12 protein-coding genes are annotated in these 16,832 nt (G+C 67.1%); 1 reads left to right on the plus strand and 11 read right to left on the minus strand.

Going from position 1 to position 16,832, the window contains the following annotated elements; translation table 11 throughout:
- Nucleotides 1-65: 65 nt before the first annotated feature.
- Both IM816_RS15365 and IM816_RS15370 read right to left on the minus strand, forming a co-directional pair.
- Nucleotides 66-2,801, minus strand: a complete 2,736-nt coding sequence (locus tag IM816_RS15365) for a putative bifunctional diguanylate cyclase/phosphodiesterase (protein WP_250338746.1) — start codon at nucleotides 2,799-2,801, stop codon at nucleotides 66-68.
- A gap of 58 nt (nucleotides 2,802-2,859) precedes the next feature.
- Nucleotides 2,860-3,636 carry an iron-containing redox enzyme family protein gene (locus tag IM816_RS15370; RefSeq protein WP_250338747.1) on the minus strand — a complete coding sequence of 259 codons (777 nt, stop codon included), beginning with the start codon at nucleotides 3,634-3,636 and terminating at the stop codon, nucleotides 2,860-2,862.
- 235 nt (nucleotides 3,637-3,871) lie between these two features.
- Between IM816_RS15370 and IM816_RS15375 the strand changes: the two genes are divergently transcribed.
- The gene (locus IM816_RS15375) at nucleotides 3,872-5,926 is read left to right on the plus strand and encodes a M13 family metallopeptidase (protein ID WP_250338748.1); all 2,055 of its coding nucleotides are present in this window, start codon (nucleotides 3,872-3,874) and stop codon (nucleotides 5,924-5,926) included.
- Between the two features lie 90 nt (nucleotides 5,927-6,016).
- Here IM816_RS15375 and IM816_RS15380 read toward each other — a convergent pair whose 3' ends face one another.
- The 9 genes from IM816_RS15380 to IM816_RS15420 all read right to left on the minus strand — a co-directional run bounded on the left by IM816_RS15380 (nucleotide 6,017) and on the right by IM816_RS15420 (nucleotide 16,730).
- Complete coding sequence (locus IM816_RS15380) at nucleotides 6,017-6,763, minus strand: ABC transporter permease (protein ID WP_250338749.1); 747 nt, start codon at nucleotides 6,761-6,763, stop codon at nucleotides 6,017-6,019.
- Between the two features lies 1 nt (nucleotide 6,764).
- Complete coding sequence (locus IM816_RS15385; RefSeq protein WP_250338750.1) at nucleotides 6,765-7,694, minus strand: ABC transporter ATP-binding protein; 930 nt, start codon at nucleotides 7,692-7,694, stop codon at nucleotides 6,765-6,767.
- The gene (locus IM816_RS15390; protein WP_250338751.1) at nucleotides 7,691-8,857 is read right to left on the minus strand and encodes an ABC transporter permease; all 1,167 of its coding nucleotides are present in this window, start codon (nucleotides 8,855-8,857) and stop codon (nucleotides 7,691-7,693) included. Before IM816_RS15390 ends, IM816_RS15385 begins: the two co-directional genes overlap by 4 nt.
- A complete protein-coding gene (gene osmF, locus IM816_RS15395) occupies nucleotides 8,854-9,756 on the minus strand; it encodes a glycine betaine ABC transporter substrate-binding protein OsmF (protein ID WP_250338752.1) in 903 nt (300 codons plus the stop codon). The genes IM816_RS15390 and osmF overlap by 4 nt, the downstream gene beginning before the upstream one ends.
- 3 nt (nucleotides 9,757-9,759) lie before the next feature.
- Complete coding sequence (locus IM816_RS15400) at nucleotides 9,760-12,360, minus strand: glycoside hydrolase family 31 protein (RefSeq protein WP_250338753.1); 2,601 nt, start codon at nucleotides 12,358-12,360, stop codon at nucleotides 9,760-9,762.
- A gap of 75 nt (nucleotides 12,361-12,435) precedes the next feature.
- Nucleotides 12,436-13,659 (minus strand): GGDEF domain-containing protein, encoded by a 1,224-nt coding sequence (locus tag IM816_RS15405; RefSeq protein WP_250338754.1) that lies wholly within the window; start codon nucleotides 13,657-13,659, stop codon nucleotides 12,436-12,438.
- 59 nt (nucleotides 13,660-13,718) lie between these two features.
- Complete coding sequence (locus IM816_RS15410) at nucleotides 13,719-13,922, minus strand: hypothetical protein (RefSeq protein ID WP_250338755.1); 204 nt, start codon at nucleotides 13,920-13,922, stop codon at nucleotides 13,719-13,721.
- A 44-nt stretch (nucleotides 13,923-13,966) separates the two neighbouring features.
- On the minus strand, nucleotides 13,967-15,682 hold the full coding sequence (locus tag IM816_RS15415) for an ATP-binding cassette domain-containing protein (RefSeq protein WP_250338756.1): 1,716 nt from the start codon (nucleotides 15,680-15,682) through the stop codon (nucleotides 13,967-13,969).
- A complete protein-coding gene (locus IM816_RS15420; protein WP_250338757.1) occupies nucleotides 15,675-16,730 on the minus strand; it encodes a phosphoenolpyruvate carboxykinase (ATP) in 1,056 nt (351 codons plus the stop codon). The genes IM816_RS15415 and IM816_RS15420 overlap by 8 nt, the downstream gene beginning before the upstream one ends.
- Between the last annotated feature and the right edge of the window lie 102 nt (nucleotides 16,731-16,832).

The raw sequence follows: 16,832 nt of genomic DNA on the forward strand, positions 1-16,832 counted from the left end.
GACCATCGTCGAGAGAAGTCGGGCCCGCGTATTGTAGGAGTGCGCTTGCCTTTCGGCGCGAGGCGTCAGGCGCGCTTCGGCGGCACCAGCGAGAGGCGCTTGCCGCCCGTCGTCTTCGGCGCCAGCAGGCGCGCGACCTCGTCCGGCGGCAGCGGGCGCGAGTAGAGGAATCCCTGACCCTCCTGGCAACCGGCGCGAAGCAGGAACTCGTGCTGCGCCTCGGTCTCGATGCCTTCGGCGATCGTGTGCAGGCCCAGGCTACGGGCGATCGCGACCATCGCTTCGGTGATCGCCACATCGTTGGGGTTGCCCGGCAGGCCGGTCACGAACGAGCGGTCGATTTTCAGATACTCCACGGCCGGCAGTTTCAGGTACGCGAGCGAGGAATATCCCGTACCGAAATCGTCGATTGCCACGGCCACACCGAGCTTGTGCAGCGACTGCATGGCGCGCTGGGTATCCTCGCCCAGGCGCAGGATGGCGCTCTCGGTCAGCTCGACCAGAAGGCGCTTTGGCGGGATGCCGGTCGACTCCAGCGCCTGGCTGATGCCCTGCAGGAAATCCGGGTGACCGAAGGAGCCGGCGGACACATTCACCGCAAGCCGCAACGGAGGCAAGCGCGCCTCATCCCATTGCATAAGCTGCCGACATGCGGTCGCCAGCACCCACTGGTCGATCTGCCGGATAAGACCGAGGCTCTCGGCGATCGGGATGAACTCGTCGGGGCCCACGTTGCCGCGCTCCGGATGGCGCCAGCGAATCAGTGCTTCCACCGCCACGATGCGCCCGCTCTTCATCTCGATGCTCGGCTGGTAGGCGAGCTGGAATTCATTGCGGAGCAGCGCCTGGCGCAATTCGGAAGCGAGTTTGAGACGTCGCCGCGCGTCGGCGTGCATCTTGGGCGTATAGAAACGCAGCGCGTTGCGCTCTTCGGTCTTGGCCACGTACATCGCGGCGTCGGCGTTGGCGATGAGCGTCACCGCATCGTTGCCATCGAGCGGATACCCCGCAATGCCGATGCTCGCGGTGACGTACAGCTCGTAATCGCCCAGGTCGATCGGGCGCGCGAGGGCCGCGAGCATCGCCTCGGCGACCACCAACGCCTCCTCGCGCGAACGCAGGTCCGACAGCAGCACGGTGAATTCGTCGCCGCCAATGCGTCCCGCCACATCGTGCGGCGCAATCTGCGCACGGATGCGCTCGGCCACGCGCATCAACAGGGCGTCGCCGATTGCGTGGCTGTAGCTGTCGTTGACGACCTTGAACGCATCGAGATCGACGAAGAGCACAGCCACCGCGCCGCGTTCGTGGGCGGCGTGGGTAATGGCCTCGGCACAGCGCCGTTCGAACTCCGAACGCGTGACGAGGCCGGTCAAGGGATCATGTGTCGCGAGATGCTGCAGGCGCTGCCGATCGGCCTTGCGCACGGTGATGTCCGACACCACGGCCACGTAGTGCTGGGGGCGGCCTTCGCGATCGCGGATGGTGCTGATGCTCATCAGTTCCGGATACACGGTGCCGTCGGCACGTCGGCTTTCGACCTCGCCGACCCAGTTGTCTCCGGCCGCGATGTTGTCCCACAGACTCTGCGGCAATGGCCTTCCATCGGGCAGCGTGCGCGTCGCGTCGAAGCGCGTGCGCCGCATGACCTGCGCCGGGAAGCCGGTAAGTTTCGTGTGGGCGTCGTTGACCGTCGTCACGCGGCGATCCGCGTCCGCGATGATCACGCCCTCGGCGATGCTCGCCAGGGCCTCCGCGGCGATCTTGCGCTCCTGCTCCATCGCCACCCGATCGGAAATGTCGCGCACGATCGCCTGCGAGACCTGCCGCTTACCCCACTCCACCAGACTGCTCTGCGTCTCCACCGGCCGCGTGCCACCACCTGCGGTGCGCAGCAACCCCTCGCCTGTCTCGGGCGAGCCCTCCGCGAACAGGCTGGAAAGCTGCAGTCCAATGAGATCGGAACGGGGGCAACCGACCCAGATGGCGGCGCGGTCGTTCGCATCGAGGATGCGACCGCTTTCCTGGTCGACCATGAAGATGGCGTCCGCCGCGCTGTCGAACAGCAGGCTGTAGCGTTCTTCCGTGCCGCGAATGCCGGCAAGGATGCGCTGGGCCATGCGCAGCCAGAGCAGGGACGCCAGCGCCGCCACGCCCAGCACCGTGAAGAACAGCACCCGACCCAGCCATGAAGCGCCGTTGGCGATGTTCAGCGAGAACGCTTTGGCCCGCGGTTCGATGTAATTATTGAGTGTCGCGATCCGCGCTCGCTCGTCGGAGACCTCCGGGGGACGAGACGCGTCGGGCCGGTAATCCTGCTCGAGGCGATCGGCGATCACCTCCAGCTCACGGAGGCTGGCATCCACCGAACGCCACTCCGCCACGGCCTCGCGCACGTACGGCATGCCGGTGAAGTATTGAAAGATGAAGACCATCCCGGGGATCGCCTCGGGAATCACGCCGCCGCGCGCGAAGGCGGCTTCAACCTCGGCGTGGACGAACGTGCCGCTTGCGATCGCGTCACGCGCCGAGCGGTCCGCGACGAGCACGGCATAGTTGCGGCGAAAGCTCGCCAGATCGGACGGACGGCCATGCGTGGCGTATTCGTCCAGGTCGATCACCGCCTGCTTCTGAGCCTTGGACCAGAGACTCTCGCCGTTCAGGAAGCCGGCGAGAGTCACCTGGGTCTGCACCGCAACCCACGTCAGGGCGAGGATCAGGCCCACGACCGCCACCAACGCGTAGCCCAGGGGCCGGAGCCGCCTGGACAGGAGCTGTTGCTGACTGGCTTCGAGGCGCATCGAACCCCCTTTGATCAACCGGACGCGATAGTGCGCTACATGCCACACAACTTGCGAGTTACGCAGCTACCTCGTTCCGCGTGCAAACCGTTCCCATCGCATCCATGCAGCGATCCAGCGTGATGCTCATGGCGACGTAGCTGCGCCGGACGCACTCCCTGATGTGTTCTACCTGATCCGCAGGCGGATTCCTCCCCATCAGCGTGCACACGATTTCCAGCGCCTCCCAGGGGTGGGTGTCGTCGTACGCCGCGTGCAGCTGCAGCCAGCGAAGCCCGGCTTTTCGGCCGGAAACCGGCAGGCTTTCGGCATAGGTCGTGCTTTCGTACACGATCTGCGACCAATCCCCGGTCGCGCCTTCCACGGCGTAGTTGGTCGCCGCGATACCCGCGGCCAGCGAGTCGTTGCGGCTCACTTCTTCGCACCAGTCCGCCAGGGCCTGGGTGCCCTTGGGCGGCTCCGCGCTCAGTACCTCATCCCGACGCACTCCGGCGCTCTCGGCCCAGTTGAGCCAGTACTCCGCGTGGTTCTGCTCGACCCGGATGTTGCGGACCAGCCAACGCCGGGCGAGATCGTCGCCAGGGCTGCGACCGTAACGGGTCTTCAACAGGCTGTGCGACATGTAGCCCGGGAAGCGCTCGATGACGGGCCACACCCCGACCATGAAGTTGCGTGTGGTCTGCGGGTCCAGCGTGGCGCTGCACATGGCGGCCCACATCTCGTGGCGGACGATGCCTTTCCGTGCGTCGTCGCATGAGGCCACCATGTCCTGCGTCCATTGCGGGTAGCTGGTGATCTCGGTCTGCGGGCCAGTCAGTTCGAAACGTGCGTTCATATAGATCTCCCTAAAGATCTTCTGCCAAGAGGATCGGGGCGAGCCCGGGCGACCCGCGGCGTGCCCCGGATACCGGCGCCGTTGCGGCACCGGACGACCATTAGGGCACATCCCTTCTGCGCTCCCGCGGCGACCGATCTGCCCGGCGGGCCCGCCCGTCTAGCCCGGAGGTCATGCACCACAACGACCGCGAGCGGGGCTATCGTGGGCACCCCCAGACCACAAGGGTTTCTCCATGGCCGCCATTCACCGGCTTCTCGCCGCCTCCATCGCCTGCGGTCTCGCCTCCGCGGGCGCCCTCGCCGCCGACGGTCCGGTCGGTGTCGATCTCAAAGGCATCGACCACGCCGTGCAGCCCGGCGACGATTTCGACAACTACGCCAACGGCGGTTGGAGAAAGACCGCGGAAATCCCCGCGGACCGCGCCAGCACTGGCGTCTTTCTCGAGGTGTTTCAGAAAGCCGAAAAGCGCAACGCCGAGCTGATCAAGGCGGCGGGCGACAGCCAGGCCGCGGCCGGTAGCAACCAGCGTCTGATCGCCGATTACTACAAGGCGTACATGGATGAAGCCGCGATCGAGAAAGCCGGGCTAAAGCCGCTCGAGCCGGCCCTCGCGAGCATCGACGCCATCACCGACAAGCAGGCCCTCTCCACCGCGCTCGGTGCCCAGCTCCGCGCGGACGTGGACCCGATCAACGCCACCAACCTCGACACCGAGCACCTGCTGGGCCTGTTCGTCGCCCAGGGTCTCGAAGATCCGAGCAAGAACGTGCCCTACCTCCTGCAGGGCGGGCTCGGCATGCCCAACCGCGACTATTACCTGAAGACCGACAAGGACATGGTCGAGACGCGGGCCAAGTACGCGGCCTACGTGCAGGCGATCCTCACGCAGGCCGGCACGCCCGATGCGGCCGCGAAGGCCAAGGCCATCGTGGCGCTGGAAACCAAGCTGGCGCAGGCGCAGGCGTCCATCGTCGAAAGCGAGGATATCCACAAGGCGAACAATCCCTGGCCGCGCACGAGCTTCGCGAGCAAGGCGCCCGGTATCGACTGGAACGCTTACTTCAAGGCCGCCGGCCTCGACGACCAGCCCACCTTCATTGTGTGGCAGCCGGCCACGGTGACCAAGTTCGCCGCCCTCGTCGCCAGCGAGCCGCTGGACACCTGGAAGGCGTGGCTGCGCTTCCACACCATCAACGAGAACGCCTCGGGCTTGCTGCCCAAGGCCTACGACGACCTCGCCTTCGGCTTCTACGGCAAGGTGCTCACCGGCACGCCGAAGCAGCGCGACCGCTGGAAGCGCGGCATCAGCCGGGTCAACGTCGACCTCGGCGACGCCGTCGGCCAGATCTACGTCAAGACGTATTTCCCTGCCTCGTCCCGCGCCGAAGTGCAGGACATGGTGAAGAACATCCTGAAAGCCTTCGACCAGCGCGTCGACACGCTCGACTGGATGTCGGCCGCCACCAAGCAGAAGGCCAAGGCAAAGATCGCCACCATCAAGGTCGGCGTGGGATACCCCGATACCTGGCGCGACTACTCGGCGCTGACGATCCGTCCCGACGATGCGCTGGGCAATCACCAGCGTGCGGAACTTGCCGAATATCGGCATCAGGTCGCCAAGCTCGGCAAGCCGGTGGACCGCGACGAATGGTGGATGACGCCGCAGACGGTCAACGCAGTGAACCTGCCCCTGCAGAACGCGTTGAACTTCCCCGCGGCCATTCTCGAAGCGCCGTTCTTCGATCCGAAGGCGGACGCCGCGTCGAACTATGGTTCGATCGGCGCCGTGATCGGTCACGAGATCAGCCACAGCTTCGACAACACCGGCGCGGAATTCGACGCGCAGGGCCGCCTCGCCAACTGGTGGACCCCGGCCGACGAAAAGCACTTCAAGGAAGCCGGCCAGCGTCTCGTCGAACAGTTCAACCAGTACGAGGCGCTGCCGGGCCTGCACGTCAATGGACAGCAGACCCTCGGCGAGAACATCGCCGACGTCTCGGGCCTCGCCATCGCGTATGCCGCGTACAAGGAAAGCCTCGGTGGCAAGCCGGCGCCGGTGATCGACGGTCTCACCGGCGACCAGCGCTTCTTCCTGGCCTTCGCACAGTCGTGGCGTGAAAAGACCCGCGATGCGGCGATGCGCCAGCAGGTGATCGGTGACGGACACGCGCCCGGGCGCTTCCGCGCGCAGACCGTGCGCAATCTCGATCCGTGGTACGACGCCTTCCAGCCCAAGCCGGGCCAGAAGCTCTATCTGGATCCGAAGCAGCGCGTGCGCATCTGGTAACGGTCGGGCTTTTGCCGACACAGTGAACGACGAACGGCGCGGGTCTACCGCGCCGTTCTTCTCTTCGGACCTTTCGACGCGCCGCGAGCGTCAGCGTTGCGTCGGCAGCCGTCGCTGCACAGCGCCCAGCACTGTATCCACCGTCAATGCCAACGCACCCACCAACAGCGCACCTTGCAGCACATAGGCCGGATTGTTTCCTACCAGTCCCTCGACGATCGGCGCACCCAGCGTCGTCGCACCCACAGCCGAACCGATCGTCGCCGTACCCACGCCGACAATCGCCGAGAGCCGCACACCGGCCATGATCGGCCCCGCCGCCAACGGCAATTCCACTTCCACCAATCGGCGCCAGCGTCCGTAACCCATGCCGTCAGCGGCATGCAGCGCGGCGGGCGGAACGTTCTCGAGTCCCGCCCCGGTCTGCCCCAGCACCGGTAACACCCCATAGAGCACCAGCGCCAGCAGCGTCGGCGCGGCACCGAAGCCCAGCAGAGGTACCGCTATCGCCAGCACGGCGACGGGCGGCACGGTCTGCCCGATCACCGCCACGGCACGCACCGTCGGCAACAGCGAACGCCCCGCCGGACGCGTAGCAAGCACGCCGAGACCGAGACCGATCGCCACACTGAGCGCCGTCGCCAGCACGACAAGGAGCAGGTGCGCGCCCGTCAGTGCAAAGAACGAGGTGCGCGCATAGAGCGGATGCGACAGCGTCGGCCACGCCGCGTGGAACCACGTCGCGCTATGCGGCAGCACGGCCAGAAGCAGCGCGAGCACCAACGGCGGCAATGCTATACGCAGCCGCGATGCGCCTTCGGCCTGCAGACGATGCACGTCAGGCGCCTCGCGCCACGAGATCGCCGAGCACGATCGCGCCCACCGCACGCCCCTGTTCATGCACCGGAAGACGCTCGCGGCCCTGCGCCAGCATGGCGCCCAGGGCATCCTGCAACGTGGCGTCGGCATCTAGGGGCTCGCCGTCCGCGTGTTCGCCTGCGCGCATGCTGTCGCGTACGCGTCGCACCGCGAGTTCGCGCAGGCGTGCGCGCGTGCCGCCGACGAAATCGCTGACGCGTTCGTCCATCGGATGGCGCAACAGATCCAGCGGCGTACCTACCTGCGCGAGCCGTCCGCCGAGCATGAGGCCCACGCGATCGGCGAGCCCGAAGGCTTCGTCCATGTCGTGGGTGACGAACAGAATCGTGGTGCCGGTATCGCGCTGGATCGCCTTGAGGCTCGCCTGCAACGACTCGCGCGTGAGCGGATCGAGCGCGCCGAACGGTTCGTCCATCAGCACGATGCGCGGTCGTGCAGCCAGCGCTCGTGCCACGCCGACGCGCTGCTGCTGTCCGCCGGACAGGGTGCTCGGATAGCGCGCGCCGATCCCGGGATCGTCCAGGCGAAGCAGGTCGATGAGTTCATCCACACGCTCGCGGATACGCTCCTCGGGCCAACGCAACAGACGCGGCACCGTGGCGATGTTCTCGGCCACCGTGCGATGGGGAAACAGACCGACCGACTGGATCGCGTAACCGATGCCGCGGCGCAAGGTCTCGACGTCGAGCGAGAGCACGTCCTCGCCGCCAACGCGCACGCTGCCAGCGTCCACCGGCACCAGGCGATTCACCATGCGCAGCAGCGTGGACTTGCCGGACCCGGACGGCCCCACCAGCACGAAAAATTCGCCATCGTCGATGCGCAACGAGAGATCGTCGATCACCACGCGATCGCCAAACCGTTTGCAGACGTGCTCGAACTCGATCATGGGGCGCGTTCCGTGAGGGCTAGCGCGCCCTGGAAGAGAAAGTCGATTGCCAGGGCCAGCGCAATGATCGCGAGCGTGCCCAGCAACACCATATCGATCGCGCCCTGGCCGATCCCGAGAAAGACGAAGCGGCCGAGGCCGCCCGCACCGATCAGCGCCGCCACCGCGGCCAACCCGACCGTCTGCACGGCCACGATGCGCAGCCCGGCAAGCAACACCGGCCAGCCCAACGGAAGCTGCACGCGCCAGAGCAACTGGGCACGGCTCATGCCGAGACCCCGCGCCGCTTCGCGCGCGTCGGAGGGCACCGCATCAAGCCCAGCCACGGTGTAGCGCACCACGGGCAACAGCGCATACAGCACCAGCGCAAAGACAGCCGGGGCCGCGCCGGTACCGCCGAAGCCCAGCGAACCGAGCGCAGGCCACTGGTGCGCCAGCCACGCAAAGGGCCCGATCAACAACGCGAACAAGGCCAGCGAAGGTACGGTCTGCAGGAACGCCAGCACGCCGACCAGCAAGCCATCGCTGCGCCGCCGACGCCACACCCACCAGCCGAGAGGGGCACCGACCAGCAGGGCCAGCACCAGCGTGACCGCGGCAAGACGCAGATGCTCAACGGTTGCAAGCGCGAACGGTACGCGCTGCGCACGCCATTCGCGCACAAGGCCGAGCGCGTCGAACACGCCGACCCAGGCGCAGCCTCCGAGCACGGCCAGCACCGCAACCCACAGCGCCGTTCTCGTCGGCACGCGCATGCCACGCAGGCGATCCAGCAGAAGCAGCGCGGCGGCCAGCCACATCAGCCAGAAGCCGGCCCCGAGTTGCGCGCGCACGCTGAACGCACTGGCTTCGGACAACGCGATGCCCGCGTCCACGCCAGCCAACAGCGGCAGGCTGCACACGACCAACCACGCCAGCGTCGTGACGACAGGGCGCGCGATCCGCGCGGGCAAGGCGGTGCATACAGCGATGGCGAGCCATGCCAGAGCCAGCGGCCACGCCTGTGGACGGATCGCCTCGCCTGTCAGCAAGCGGTTCGGTGCGATGCGCAGAAAGGCCGGAAACAACGCGGCGAGCATGCCGACGACCGAGAGCACCCACACAGGCAACGACTCGCTCCATCGTCCCGGTTCAGCCAGGTGCGGGCGGGTAAGCGAACTCACTTGATGAGCCCCTGCGAGCGCAGGTAATCGGACGCAACGGCCGCCGCGTCCTCGCCATCGATCTGCGTACGCGCGTTCAGCGCACGCAGCACCTCCACCGTCAGCGGACGGAAGGCCGCCTCCAGTGGGGCGCGCATGGCGGGATAGCGCTCGAGCACATCCTCGCGAATCACGGGCGCGGGCTGGTAGACCATTTCCACGTGCTTCGGATCGTCGAGCACGACCAGCCCCGTGACGGCAATTGCGCCGTCGGTGGAATAGACCATGCTCGCATTGACGCCGGACGTGCCCTCGGCCGCAGCCTTGATCGTGGCCGATGTGTCGCCGCCTGCGAGCACCAGTAACTGATCGCCGCGCAAGGTGAAACCATAGGCCGATTGAAACGCCGGCAACGCGGCGTCGCTCTCGACGAACTCCGCCGAACCGGCCAGAAGCACGTCGCCGCCACCCTGCACCCAGCGCGCGAAATCCGCGAGCGTGCGCAACCCTTCGCGCTTCGCGACATCGCTACGGATGCCGATGGCCCAGTGGTTGTCCGCCGGTGCGGGCGCGAGCCAGACCAGTCGATTTGCCGCGAGATCCAGCGAGGCCGCCAGGGCATACGCCTTCGCGGCCTCACGGAACGCGGGATCGCTCTCACGATGGAAGAAGAACGCGGCATTGCCGGTGTACTCCGGATAGACATCCAGGTCGCCGTTGAGCAGTGCACGGCGAACGATGGACGTCGGCCCCAGTTGCGTGCGATCGACCACCGGAACGCCCGCCTGACGCAACACCTGCACGACCACCTGGCCGAGCAATGCGCCTTCGTTGTCGGCCTTGGAGCCGACCCGCACCGCGACCTGCGCATGGGCGACGCAAGCCATGAGAGCGAGGACGAAGCCGAGCAGGCGGCGCAAGCGTCAGCGCCCGAGCATGTCGGCGAACCCGCGTTTGAACGCATCGTCGATCGGCGTGGCCTCCACGCTGGTCGGCAAGGCGGCAAAGCGCGCCTCGAAGGCCTGCACCGCCTCGGTGAAGCGCTCGGCCCTGCCCTGATCGTCGCCCTCGTCCACCGCGTAGGAAAGCACGCGTGCTGCCTGCCCGGCGAGGTTCACCTCGTCAGGCAATGCGGAGATATCGCCCCACACCTGCTTGAGATACCTCACGGCATCGGCCGCGCGGCGCATGCGATGCAGCAGCCCCTTCGGCGGTGCATGTTCGGGCGCGAAACGCGCCACCACGTCGTGCTGTTCATGGACGGATACGAGCCCGAGGTCCACGCGGACGCACAGCCATGCCGCATCGAACAGCCAAGTACCCGGCTGCGGCGTGGCGCTGTAGCGCAGCCGCCGGCCGTTCACTTCCACACTTTCGGGAATGCCCGCATCGAGCAATTCGATGACATAACGGCGCCGCGACGGACAACCGGCGTAGCTCCCGTCCATGCGATCCACGTGCACGCGATGCGCACGATCGCCACGTCGGCTGCGCACACAGGTCCGGGCGAATTCGCCGCGCTGGTAGCCCTGAGTCGCGCCGTCGTCGTCGTACAGCGCCGTGTGTCCCTCGGCGCCGGGGAAGACCTGCAGGATGATCGTATCGGGCACGCTCGCGAGATCGCGCATACCTTCCGGATACAGCGGAAGCACGCTGCCGGGTCGCACGAAGATGGGAATTTCTTCCAAGGTGTAGGTGCGTTCGAGCATCCCGCCACCGAGGTACGACTCCGCACCGTCATGGCTGTACCACGTGCCCGGCGGCAGCCACACCGGGAACGGCGCCGTGCCATCGTCGCCGACCGGCACCGTGACCGGCGCCACGAGGATGTCGTTGCCGAACATGTACTGGGCCGGATGCGCGTACGCTTCCTCGTGCTCGGGCCAGTGGTAGTACATCGGCCGCACGAGCGAGACGCCCGTGTCGTAGGCATGACGCGCGGCCGCGTAGATGTACGGTGCGAGCTGGTAGCGCAGGCGTATCGCGGCGAAGATCGCGTCGCCATAGGGCGGACCGAAATGCCAGGGTTCCTTGTGCAGGCTCGGCTCCTTCGCCGAGTGCGTACGCAACACGGGACTGAACACGCCCAGTTGCATCCAGCGTGCGTAAAGCTCGGGTTCCAGGTGACGCTCGGGCCGCGGGATGTGTTTGTGGAACGTGTGCCCGCCGATGTCATGGCTCCAGTACCCATAGAGCACGTTGGAAGCCATCGCCGTGAAATGGGGCTGGTAGGCGAGCGAGGTCCAGGAGATCACGCTGTCGCCGGAAAAGCCGATCGGATAGCGATGATTTCCGAGACCGCCCCAGCGGTGGTAGATCAAGCCGCGGCGATCGCCGTCGCGCTGCATTTCGGTAAAGAACACATGATTGAGCCACCACGTGTTCGACAGCCCCGGATGCGCCTTCGACTCCGGCCACTGCTGCCAGTCGAGCCACCAGAAATCCACGCCTTGTGCTTCGAGCGGATTCAAGATCGTGTCGAACAGCGCTCGCATGTACGGCTGAGAGGTGCCTTCGAACGGAATCGGCGCCTGCGTCGAGGTGTCCCACGACAGTGCCTTCGCCATGGCCGCGTATTTTTCTTCGTGCGGCATCACGCCCGACGCGGGATGGAGATTGAGCGTGATGCGCAGGTTCTGCCCGTGCGCCCAGCGCATGAAGCCTTCGGGGTCGGGGAACAGGCTGCGGTTGAAGGTGTAGCCGGTCCAGCCCGAGGCTTCGCCGAACACGTCCTTCTGCTCATGCCCAGGCCGCAGCGACAGGCCCGGCGTGGTGTGCCAGTCCATATCCAGCACGAGCACGTCGAGCGGAATGCGCTCTTTCTCAAAGCGCGCGCCCAGCGTGCGCAATTCGTCGTCGGCATAGTTCCAGTAGCGCGACCACCAGTACCCGAAGACGAAGCGCGGCGGCATCGGCTGCGGGCCGGCGATTGCCGCAAAATCGGACAGCGCGGCGCGGTAATCGAGACCGTAGCCGAAGAAATAGAGATCCTGTCGCTCGCCCGCCGGTCGCTCGACGACCCAGCCTTCGTCGTCGAGACCGAAGCTTTCGGTGTCGTCCACCAGGTGCCAGCCATCGCGCGCGATCAGGCCCTCTTCGAGCGGCAGCTTGCTGCCGTCCTGCCAGGTGTCGCCATCGTAGCGATCGAGTGTGCGGTAGGTGCCGCCGAGGTTGCGCGCCTGCGTGTCGCCGGGACGCCAGGTCACGTGGCCGCCGTCGTGGCGAACGCGCACCGACAGGTTCTCAGCCGTGAAGCGGCCCGTGCCCTTTTCATAGCGCAGCCGCAGATGGCCCGTGTCGATCCGCAGAAGATGATCGTCCTCGCTCAGCTCGAAGGGCGGCACGTCGAGCGCACGATGCACGACTATTTGCGTGCGGCCATCGCGAAAGACGCCATCGGCGCTCCACTCCATGCGGACGAGTCGCGGGGTGAGGACGGTGAAACGCACCTCGCCGCGCTCGACGGTGGCCTCGGGCTGCGCCGCCGCGCTGGTGTCGGGGCGGCTGTCTGTCGTGGCTTCCATGGGTCTGCTGGCCTCTTCGGACACGGAGGGTGGGCCATTATGACGCGTCGCGGCATGGAGCCGGTGAAATGATCCTCAGACCAGGACGCAGCGATTCCGCCCTGCCCGCTTCGCGGCATACAGCGCGCGATCGGCCCGATCGAACGCAACGGCCACGCTGTCGCTCGCGTTGAAGCGCGTGATGCCGCCGGACATCGTCACCGTGACCGGCTTGGAGCTCGCATGGAAGGCGAGCTTTGCGACCATCGCGCACAGATCCTGCGCCTGCGCCTCAGCCTCGGCGGGAGACGCATCGTGAAAGACCACGGCGAACTCCTCGCCGCCGTAGCGCGCGACAAACGCGCGGCCTTCCAATTCGCGCGCCAACGCCTGACCGACGATCCGCAGCACGGCGTCGCCGGCCGCATGACCGTACGTGTCGTTGATGGCCTTGAAGTGATCGATGTCGAAGGCCCCCACGCAGGCGACGCCGGTACCCGCGCGCACCTCGCTCTCCACGTCCGCCATGCGCCGTTCGTAGGCAAGGCGGTTGGGCAGGCCCGTGAGGCCATCGGTCAACGCCAGTTCGTGTTCGCGACGCAGGGAGTCCTGCAGCGAGGTCGCCTGGCTTTCCAGTTCTTCCACACGGTGATGCATTCGCGCGGCGCGCTCGCGATAGGTGGCGAGGCGTGCGTCCTCGCGTTCCCGGTGCTCGCGGAAATGCTGGTCGATGAGCGAAAGGCGTGCCGTCACCTCCGCCTGCAGGCTGACGAGGTCCGCGGCCGCGAGCGTCTTTTCGCCGAGTTCGCGCATTTCTTCGCGCACGCGTGCGTCGAGCGCACGGTCTGCGCCCTCACCTGCCGCGGTTTCCTCCAGTTCACCGGCCAGATAGCGTGCCATGTCGCCCAGGCGGGCGCTGACCACGGCAAGCAGTTCCTGCAATCTCGCCATGTCGGCGCGCAGGGCAGCGACCGTCGCAGTGTCGCCTTCGGCGATGTCGCCGACGTCGGCCTCGGACTGCCCGGCCGGCGACTCGATGCCTGCGCGTTCGTCCGCGCGGGTCACGGCTTCCGACAAGGCGTCCAGCAACGGTTCGATCGACGCCGCCGAGGGGCCGTAGCGCAAGGCCGCCGTGAGCCGGCCGAGCAAGGCATCCACGTCGTCATCGGGATTCCGGACGAGCGCTGCAAGACGCAGGGCCAGGCGACGCAGCAATTCTTCCACGGCCTGGAACTCGCGCTCGTCGCGTTCCATCCGCTCCAGCGCAAGATGGTATTTGCGCTCCCACACGTCCTCTTCCAAACGATCCTCCGCCGTCATCACCCTGCCTTGCTCGGCATCCTACGCCGAACAGGTGGCTCTAAGGCGAGACGGACGCTTCAGCCGCGCACGGGGCGAAGCAGATGGCAGATGCCTGCGATGGGGCGGTGCAGCCCGCAGGGATCGCTCTGCCCGGGTAGCGCGCGATGGCGTGTGCCCGCCAGCGCATCGAACGACGGGCGGCCGGGACCGCTCGCGGCACCCGCCACCATGCACAGCACGCCCCCGATGGCGAGGGCGGCGTTTCGAAGACGAAGACGCATCGCGTTTCTCCCTGGTCCCGGTGCCGACGTTAGGCTTCCGCTCTCTATTGGGCAATAGACCGATCGGCGGAGGGGGCGGATGGGAGAGCCGTGACCGCCGCCCGGACGTCACCGAGGACCACCTGCCGGTCGGCCAGGACCGCCACGCCCGGACGATGCGACACGACCAATAGCGTCGTGTGGGGCAGACGCCGCTTCAACGCACCGAGCACAGCCAGCTCCGACGCGGCGTCGAGCGCACTGGTGGCCTCATCGAGCACCGCCAGGCGCGGCTCGCGAAGCAGCACCTGGGCCAGCAACAGGCGTTGCAGTTCGCCCCCGGAGAGACGATTCGCCGAACCCATCAGTGGCAGGTCGAGCCCCGCCGGGTCATCGTCCAGACGGCGAAGCAGGCCCACGTCGGCAAGCGCCTCGCGCAGCCTGGTCTCATCCGCCTTCGGTGCCGCCCAGGCCAGGCATTCACGCACGGTGCGCTGCCAGGGCCGGACGCCCTGGCTTACATAGGCGCCGCGCCGCACCCGCGCGCGATACGCCTCGAAGTCGAGCGGCACCCCTCCCGCCCGTGCGGCGAAAACGACGGGCGGCAGCATGCCCGCCAGCACGTCGACGAGACTGCTCTTGCCGACGCCCGAGTCGCCAGCGATGAAGGTCAGCTCGCCCGGCGCAAGCACGAGGTCCGCGAGTTCGATGCCACCAGCCGGCGGACAGACCCGCACGCGGTCGATCCGGATGGTTTCTGTGTCGGCAAACGCATCGGCGTCCGACCGAGACGGCGCATCGGCTTCCACGGCCATGTACGACCGCCACAGATCCAGCGCGGGAATGGCCGAATGCAATTGCTGGAAGCTTTGCCGAGTGGACACGAGGTACGGCAACAGGCGCCCGAGCAGAAGACACACGGCGATGAGCGAGGATGTGTCCACGCCCTTCCAATGCCGAGCCAGGACGAACAATCCGGCGATGCCAACGGTGGCCGTCCATTCCAGCAGCAGGCGCCCCGAGGCCACGAGTTCGAGCTGGCGCGCGTAACCTCGCCCGAGTTGCGCGGCTGCCTCGGCGTAACGCGCTTTCTCCGCGGCCTCGCGGCCATAGGAGCGCAGGTGACGCAACCGACGCGGCACGTCCTCACTTTGCCAGAACAGATGGGTCATGTCGGCCACGTATCGCCGGCTGACCTCGGCCTGCTCGCGCCCGAAGGTACGCGACACCAGGAACCCGACCAGGGCGATGGCGGGCGCAGCGAGCATCAGTGGCGGCGATACCCAGAAGGCGAAAGCCAGACTCACCGCTGCGGTGGTTCCTGCCACCAGCAACTGCTGCAACGCGGTGAAACCCTGGACGGCGATCTCCACGTTGTGCGTAAGCACGTTGGCAATCTCCGCCGACGTGGTGCCCGCCAGCCGCACCAGCGGCGCATCGACCAGACGAGCCTGCACGCGGCGGCGCAGGCTCAAGCCGTAGTTCGCGACGAGGTGCGCGCCCAGGCGCGCCGCCTGCCAGCGGAGTACCGCAAACAGCGCGGACGCCGCCACGAAGGCACCGATCGCTGCTTCGCCACCGGGAAGCATGGCGAGAAAATGCGGCAGTGCCACGCCGTCGGACGGTTGCACCAACGGCACCAGCAGAACGGCAGCCACGCTGCCGGCGAGAGCGCCGCCGAGCGACAGCGCCACGTAGAGGGCGAGTGTCGGCCCCACGCCGCGCGGCAGGCTGTCCCACAAGACGCGCAGCGACGGCGTGCGAGGCGCCGAATCACGCACGGCCCGACGCTACCCTGCTCGCCTTGTCCACGAGGTGCCGCAGCACGGCCACTGCGTCACGTGGATGCGCGCCCCGACGCAGCTCGTAGACGCCGAGGCGTGCCACGCGCTGCACGAAACGATCCCATCCCGGCTGTGCTGCCGCATAAGGCTGGTCGGCGGCAAGCGTCCAGGCGACGCGCTCCCACGGCAATGGGACGAGCAATCGCTTCGGATCGTCGGCCGGTTGCGACGAGACGATGACTGCCGCGGCCAGACGCAGTGGAGCAGCCGCCGCGCGGCCCGGACCGTCGCGCAGATCGACCTCGTGCTTCACCACGCCGCTGCGGCGCCGAATGGTCGGCGAGGTTTCGACCCACTGTCGCGTTGACGGGTTGTCGACGAAGCGCAGCGCCTCCTGCTTCAGGTGAATAAAGTTGGCGACGCCGGTGGCGAGAAGGCTCTCCGGATGTACGAAGACGCCATCCTCAGCGAGGAAGTCCATGCCTTCCAACAACGCCTGCAACGACAACGTGGACTTGCCAGCGCCGCTCGCGCCCAGCAACAGCACGCCATGTCCGTCGCTGCCGACGCACGCACCATGCAATGGCACGAGATTCTGCACACGCGCGGCAAGGAGAAACACGGCGAATTCGATCAGCTCGTAGCGCACGTGATAAGGAAATTGCAGCCGGTCTTCCGAGACGACGATCAGGCCACGCCGTTGCGCGGGCGACAGCAGCACGTAGTTCCACGCGTCCACCACGCCACCGAATAAGCCCATGCCGCTCTGCATGTGGACGGGTGGTGGCTCTGCCGCACTCGCCTTGTCGCCGCGCCTGACGACGCGCAGCTCGATGCGGAACTCCGGCGACATGTGGGCAAACCGATGCGCCGGCAGGCGGCCATACGCCGACTCCACAAGCGACAGCAGCTCCGCGCTGTCGCTCTCGAAGCGGAAGCGGCCACCCAGCACGTGCCGACTCATGCACACGGCCGGCATAAGTCGCTCGCCGAAGGGATCCGCCGCGGGGTCTGCGCAAGGGAAAACGTCGTCGCGAATCATCATGGCCGATCGGTGATCCTGCGCCCCAGCGCATGGGCCCGTTGGTGCCGGCGCATACGTGAAAGGTTGCGTCGCCCTTATGTGAGGGAGCCGCCATTGCGGCGA

Origin of the sequence: Luteibacter flocculans (genome assembly GCF_023612255.1) — a bacterium.
Taxonomy (GTDB): domain Bacteria; phylum Pseudomonadota; class Gammaproteobacteria; order Xanthomonadales; family Rhodanobacteraceae; genus Luteibacter; species Luteibacter flocculans.